This window comes from Streptomyces niveiscabiei (assembly GCF_001419795.1).
Lineage (GTDB): Bacteria > Actinomycetota > Actinomycetes > Streptomycetales > Streptomycetaceae > Streptomyces > Streptomyces niveiscabiei.
Genome location: NZ_LIRL01000935.1, coordinates 1 through 5,612, shown reverse-complemented (window position 1 = coordinate 5,612; position 5,612 = coordinate 1). Strand labels below are relative to the sequence as shown.

Sequence of the window (5,612 nt, the reverse complement as noted above, 5' to 3'; positions counted from 1 at the left end):
GGTCCGGTCGGCGGACGGGGGCTGGGGGGCGCCGGCGCGGTCCGGGACGCGCAGCCGGGAGCCGAGCACCATCCCCAGCTGGAAGCGGTTGTCGACGCCGAGCCGGTCCATGAGCGCGCGCAGGATGTTGGTGACCGTCCGGGGGCTGACCCCGAGCCGGTGGGCGGCGCTCGTGTCGGTGTGCCCGGCGTACAGCAGGGAGATAAGCTTGCGCTGCCGGTCGTCGAGGTCGAGGACCGCGGGCGCGCGGAGCCGGTGCGCCTGCGCGGGGACGGGCCTGACGGCCGCCGGGAACTCGGGAGCTGCCATGGGTACGTGCCTCTTCCCCTCGGGTCCGGTCGTCTTGCCGCCACTCTGGCAAGCCGCGATCGCGCCCCGATCAGCGTGGGATCAGCGGGAGTTCGGCAAAGGTTTCGTCCGCGCCGGCATGTGGGGGAACTGTGACCGCAGGGGTCCGCGTTGGCTTCCGTGACGGGCGGGGGCAATGATGAGGCGGCCGTCCGTTCCCCGAACGGGTGTCCGTCCCCTTCCGGGGGCGTCTTTGCCCACTGCGCCCCCACACGCCTGGGAGTCCACCTTTGTCCACTGTGTTCTCTGTGCCGCAGCAACGGGCGAGCGCCGGCCCGCGCGGCACCAGCGTCCTCGAACGCCTGTGCGCCTCGGCGCCGGAGCTGCTCGCCCCGGGCGTACGGCTGACCGTGCACGTCGTCGACCCGGCGCCGCCCGGTCCCGGGCGCGTGTGGCGCACCGCGCAGTCCGAGGACCTGCTGATGAACACCGTCGCCTCCCAGGTGACCCTGTTCACGGACGAGAGCGTGAACTGCTCGGGCCCGATCCTGGCCGGGCCGAGCCTGCACGAGTGGGCGGACGGCGCGATCGGCCCCGACGACTATCCGACGCGGGCGCTGTACGGCCGGTACCTGGAGTGGGTGTTCGCGCGCACGCTGCGCCACGCGCCGCCCTCGGTCCGCGTCGAGACCCACCGGGCGCGCGCGGTCCGCCTCGACGACGCGGCGGACGGCCGGCAGCACCTCGCCCTCGACAACGGCCGTACGCTGACCGGGCTTTCGGCGGTCGTCCTCGCGCAAGGGCATCTTCCGGTACGGCCCTCTGCGGCCGTCCTGCGCGACACCGAGCACGCCGACCGGCACGCCCTGCGGCACATACCCCCCGCCAACCCCGCCGACGTCGACCTCACCGTCATCTCCCCCGGCGAGCCGGTGCTGTTGCGCGGGCTCGGGCTCAACTTCTTCGACCACATGGCCCTGTTGACGACCGGCCGGGGCGGTACGTACGTCCGTGAGGACGGCGTCCTGCGGTACGTGCCGTCCGGGCGGGAGCCGCGCGTGTACGCCGGGTCGCGGCGCGGGCTGCCGTACCAGGCGCGCGGCGACAACGCGAAGGGGCCCTACGGGCGGCACCTGCCCGAGGTCCTCACCCCGGAGGCCGTCTCGGCGTTCCGCAAGCGCGCGGACTCCGGGGAGGCGCCCGACTTCCTGCGCGACATATGGCCGTTGGTCGCCAAGGAGGTCGAGACCGTCTACTACACGGCGCTCGTACGGCACCCCGACTTCGCGCCGCGCTACCTGTCCCTGCCGTACGGCGATCCCCAAGAGGTGGCGCTGCTCGCGGAGTTCGGGGTGGACGCGGACGCGCGGTGGGACTGGGAGCGGGTCTCCCGTCCTTACGCCCAGCGGGAGTTCGCGCATCGCGGGGAGTGGCGTCAGTGGCTGCTCGGCTACCTGCGCGCGGACGCGGCCGAGGCGCTGCGGGGGAACGTCGACGGTCCGCTGAAGGCCGCCCTCGACGTCCTGCGGGACCTGCGCAACGAGTTGCGACTCGTCGTCGACCATCGCGGGCTGCGCGGGGACTCGCGGCGCGACCATCTCGACCGCTGGTACACGCCGTTGAACGCGTTCCTGTCCATCGGGCCGCCCCGGCGCCGCATCGAGGAGCTGACCGCGCTGCTGGAGGCGGGGGTCGTCGAGGTGCTCGGGCCCCGCCTCGAAGTGACGCGGGAGGACGGGGCCTGGCTCGCCCGCTCCCCCGACGTGCCCGGGTCGGCGGTGCGGGTGACGACGCTGATCGAGGCGCGGCTCCCGGAGCCCGACCTCGGCCAGACCGCCGACGCGCTGCTGGCGCACCTGCGGGAGACCGGGCAGTGCCGGGCGCACGTCGTGGACGGGTACACCACCGGGGGGATCGACGTCTCCGCCCGGCCGTACCACCTGGTCGACCGGGAGGGGGTCGCCCATCCTCGGCGGTTCGCGTTCGGGGTGCCCACCGAGGGGGTGCACTGGGTGACCGCCGCGGGGGCCCGTCCCGGAGTGGACTCGGTGACACTGTCCGACGCGGACGCGGTGGCGCGGGCGGTGCTGCGGGTGGCGGGGCAGGGGCGGGAGCAGTCGGCGGTGGGTGGCTCTGAGGTGGTACGGGTCTGAGGGGGTACGGGTCTGGCGTACCGGGGTGGTACGGGGGTGTGCCTCTCTCGGGGTAGGCGGTGGGCGGTAGCTCGAGGTAGACGGTGGACGGTAGGCGGAGGGGGTAGGCGGTAAGCGCACCCCCTCGTGCTCAGCTCGCGTCGGTCCAGCCGAACGGGACCGTGAAGCAGCCGACGCGCGCCCCCTTCGTCCCGGGCTCGTCGTGGATCACCACGGACGCCGCCTCGCCCTGCCGGAAGGTCCAGGTGTGTGTGGCGACCCCCACGCCGGAGCCCTCCTTGCCGGTCGTGAAGTCCAGCCACACCTCGTTGTCCTCGTTGACGTACTCCGGGCCCGTCCCCGGCACGTGCTGGTAGTGCCCGCCGGACGCCGCCGGATCGGCCCCGCACGCCTTCTGGTGCACATGCGCGCCGAACGCGCGACCGGAGGGGAGACCGCTCACCCGGAGGGTCACGACGGTGGCGCCGCCGTACGTGGTCCGCTGGACGACCTCGATCGACGCGCCCGCGGGGACGAGGTCCTGGTCGTACGTGACGGCGTCCGACGGGATGAAGGCGGTCGGCGGGGCGAACCGGGCGTCGGCCCGCAGGACTACATCACGGGCCGTACCGGGCGCTGCCGTACCGGGCGCTGCCGTGAGGGCCGCGGCGACGGCGCCCGCGCAGATGGCTGCCAACATGGATGTTCACCATTTTCCGAAGTTTCGGTCGTTTGTCTCGGTCCGGCGCGATCGCTACCCCCTTGTTCCGTTGTTAAGGGACCCGGGACTTGAGCGCCGCTCGAAACGTGCCGTTCGAGTGAACATTCCGCGCGCGTCGTACGTACCCCCCTTGGATCTTCTGTCACTCCTTGGGCGTACGCTGTATGGCTGTCATCGGGGGAGTCACGGGAGTCGTGGTGTTGGAGAGTCTGGGGTCGCTGACCGGCGGTCCATGGATCTATGCGGTGGTCGCCCTGTCCGTGCTGTTCGACGTCTTCCTGCCGGTGCTGCCGAGCGGCGTCCTCGTCATCACGGCCGCGACCGCGGCTGCCGCGGGCTCCGGCGCCGCGGTCGCCGGACAAGTACCCGAGCACGTGCCCGACATCCTCTTCCTGATGCTCTCCGCGACGACCGCGTCCGTCCTCGGCGACCTCGTCGCCTACCGCCTCGCCTGGCGCGGCGGCGCCCGCCTCGACCGCGCCATCGCCCGCTCCCGCCGCCTCACCACGGCGCAGGAACGTCTCGGCGAGGCCCTGGCCCGCGGCGGCGGCCCCCTCATGATCCTCGCCCGCTTCGCCCCCGCCGGCCGCTCCGCCGTCTCCCTCCTCTCCGGCGCCGCCCACCGCCGCGTCCGCGACTTCCTCCCCTGGTCGGTCCTCGCAGGCGTCGCCTGGGCCGGCTACAGCGTGGCCCTCGGCTACTACGGCGCCCACTGGCTGGGCGCGAGCTGGCTGTCCACGGGCGTGTCGGTGGTGGCGCTGTTCGCGGCGGGGTCGGGGGCGGCGTACCTGATGCGCCCACCGAAGACGACCTGAACCGGGCCGACTTGAGCACGAGGGCGCACAGCAGCCCCCTAGGATGACCCCGTGACCCGAGTCGAGCCGTGTGCCGTGCGGTCGCCCCTGCGGGGGTGGCCGGCGTTGGCGTGTGTGCTCGGGGTGCTCGTGGGGCTGCTCGCCATGCATGGGCTGGCGCCCGGCGGGCTGCACGCGGTGGGGCATGAGCGTACGGGTGGGACGGCGGTTTCCGTCGCGGCTCCGGTGATGTCCGGGGCCGGTGCGCATGTCGATGTGAGCGCCGGTGGGTGTGCCGAGGACGGGCACTGCGGTGGGCATGCCCGGCATGCCGATGCGACGTGTGCCGCGGCGAAGGTGATGGGGGCGCCCGTACTGGCGGGGCCCGTCGCCGATCCGGTCGCCGTCGCCGTACCCGGTGAGGCCGTTCGCTCCGTCGTCCGGGGTGATGCCGAGGCGGCTCGGGCGCCGCCCTCGCTCGCCGAGCTTCAACTCCTGCGGATCTAGAGGCGCCCGCACGCCATGCCGTACGCCGGTGTGGGGTGCCGCCGCGTCCAGCAGACCTTCCGTACGCAGGAGTTCACACACATGCACAGCACCGTTCGCCGTATTCGGCCTGTCCGGGTCGCCGTCGTCGCGACCGCCGCGCTTCTTCTCGCCGGGTGCGGCGGGGACAGTGAGGGGCAGCGGGCAGGCGGGGCGACGTCGTCCGCGTCGGCCTCGGCGCCCTCCGGGTCAGCCGGCGCCTCCGAGGGCGCGCACAACGCGCAGGACGTCTCCTTCGCACAGGGGATGGTCCCGCATCACCGGCAGGCCGTCGAGATGGCCGCGCTGGCTGCCGACCGGGCCTCGTCACCGCAGGTCAAGGCGCTCGCCGAGCGGATCAAGGGGGCTCAGGACCCGGAGATCAGGACCATGAGCGGGTGGCTCACGGCGTGGGGCGAGGACGTCCCCGAGCAGGGCGGCATGGACCACTCCGGGATGGCCGGGATGATGTCCGGCGCCGACATGGCGGCGCTGGAGAAGGCGTCCGGCGCCGAGTTCGACACCGAGTTCACGCGGATGATGATCGAACACCACGAGGGCGCGGTCGAGATGGCCGGGACCGAGAAGGCGAAGGGGCAGTACGCGCCCGCGCTCGCCCTGGCCGGCGCGATCATCACGGCGCAGAACGCCGAGATCGCGGAGATGAAGGGCTTCCTCGGCAGGAAGTGACCCTCAGGGTTCGGGCGGAGGCTCGTGCTTCAACCGCATACGGGCCTCCACCCGCTCCCCCGCCTCCACCTCCGCCCAGAACCGGTGCCCCGTCACGAACACCGCCAGCTCATGCTCCCGGCGGCGCAGCTTCTCCACCTCCGCCTGCTCGTCCTCGGTCCACCCCGGGGACGCCGGCCGCTCCACGGGCCGCCACCCCTCCGTGTCACTGAACCCGTCCAGGGGCGCGACCGACCAGGGCAGCCGCTTCAGCAGGGCCGACAGCTCGGCCCGGACCTGATGCAGCTCCTCCTGACCGGCGCGCAGGTCGCTCGGAAAGTCGTAGGTCGTAGCCACAACGGCAATGGTACGCCTGTTCGATTTTGCGAAGCGAGTTCCTCACGGGGTTCACGCGAACGAGGTAGTCGTACGCATGTACGATTTCCAGGCCACCCCCTACCCGTCCCCCGCAGGGGCTACGAC

The 5,612-nt window shown here is 72.9% G+C and carries 7 protein-coding genes; 4 read left to right on the top strand and 3 right to left on the bottom strand.

Annotated elements, in window-relative coordinates:
- The coding region (locus AOK24_RS45130; protein WP_063799583.1) for a helix-turn-helix domain-containing protein at positions 1-309 on the bottom strand (309 nt) is incomplete at its 3' end.
- Positions 310-596: 287 nt separating this feature from the next.
- Here AOK24_RS45130 and AOK24_RS37275 point away from each other — a divergent pair.
- Positions 597-2,441: an FAD/NAD(P)-binding protein gene (locus AOK24_RS37275; RefSeq protein WP_240554303.1), complete on the top strand. Its 1,845-nt coding sequence runs from the start codon at positions 597-599 to the stop codon at positions 2,439-2,441.
- Between the two features lie 130 nt (positions 2,442-2,571).
- On the opposite strand, the gene AOK24_RS37270 is transcribed toward AOK24_RS37275, so the two are convergent.
- Positions 2,572-3,120 carry a superoxide dismutase family protein gene (locus AOK24_RS37270; RefSeq protein WP_055724370.1) on the bottom strand — a complete coding sequence of 183 codons (549 nt, stop codon included), beginning with the start codon at positions 3,118-3,120 and terminating at the stop codon, positions 2,572-2,574.
- Between the two features lie 218 nt (positions 3,121-3,338).
- Between AOK24_RS37270 and AOK24_RS37265 the strand changes: the two genes are divergently transcribed.
- The 3 genes from AOK24_RS37265 to AOK24_RS37255 all read left to right on the top strand — a co-directional run bounded on the left by AOK24_RS37265 (position 3,339) and on the right by AOK24_RS37255 (position 5,150).
- Entirely contained in the window at positions 3,339-3,956 is a 618-nt protein-coding gene (locus AOK24_RS37265; protein ID WP_055724374.1) for a DedA family protein, read from the top strand.
- A 51-nt stretch (positions 3,957-4,007) separates the two neighbouring features.
- Entirely contained in the window at positions 4,008-4,442 is a 435-nt protein-coding gene (locus AOK24_RS37260; RefSeq protein ID WP_240554302.1) for a DUF6153 family protein, read from the top strand.
- A gap of 81 nt (positions 4,443-4,523) precedes the next feature.
- A complete protein-coding gene (locus tag AOK24_RS37255) occupies positions 4,524-5,150 on the top strand; it encodes a DUF305 domain-containing protein (RefSeq protein ID WP_055724372.1) in 627 nt (208 codons plus the stop codon).
- 3 nt (positions 5,151-5,153) lie between these two features.
- Here the strand turns inward: AOK24_RS37255 and AOK24_RS37250 are convergent, their stop codons facing one another.
- A complete protein-coding gene (locus AOK24_RS37250; protein ID WP_055724369.1) occupies positions 5,154-5,486 on the bottom strand; it encodes a hypothetical protein in 333 nt (110 codons plus the stop codon).
- Positions 5,487-5,612: the final 126 nt, after the last annotated feature.

Coding starts and splice junctions, on each gene's coding strand:
- AOK24_RS37270 (WP_055724370.1), bottom strand. CDS start 3,120: ATGTTGGCAGCCATCTGCGCGGGCGCCGTCGCCGCGGCCCTCACGGCA.
- AOK24_RS37255 (WP_055724372.1), top strand. CDS start 4,524: ATGCACAGCACCGTTCGCCGTATTCGGCCTGTCCGGGTCGCCGTCGTC.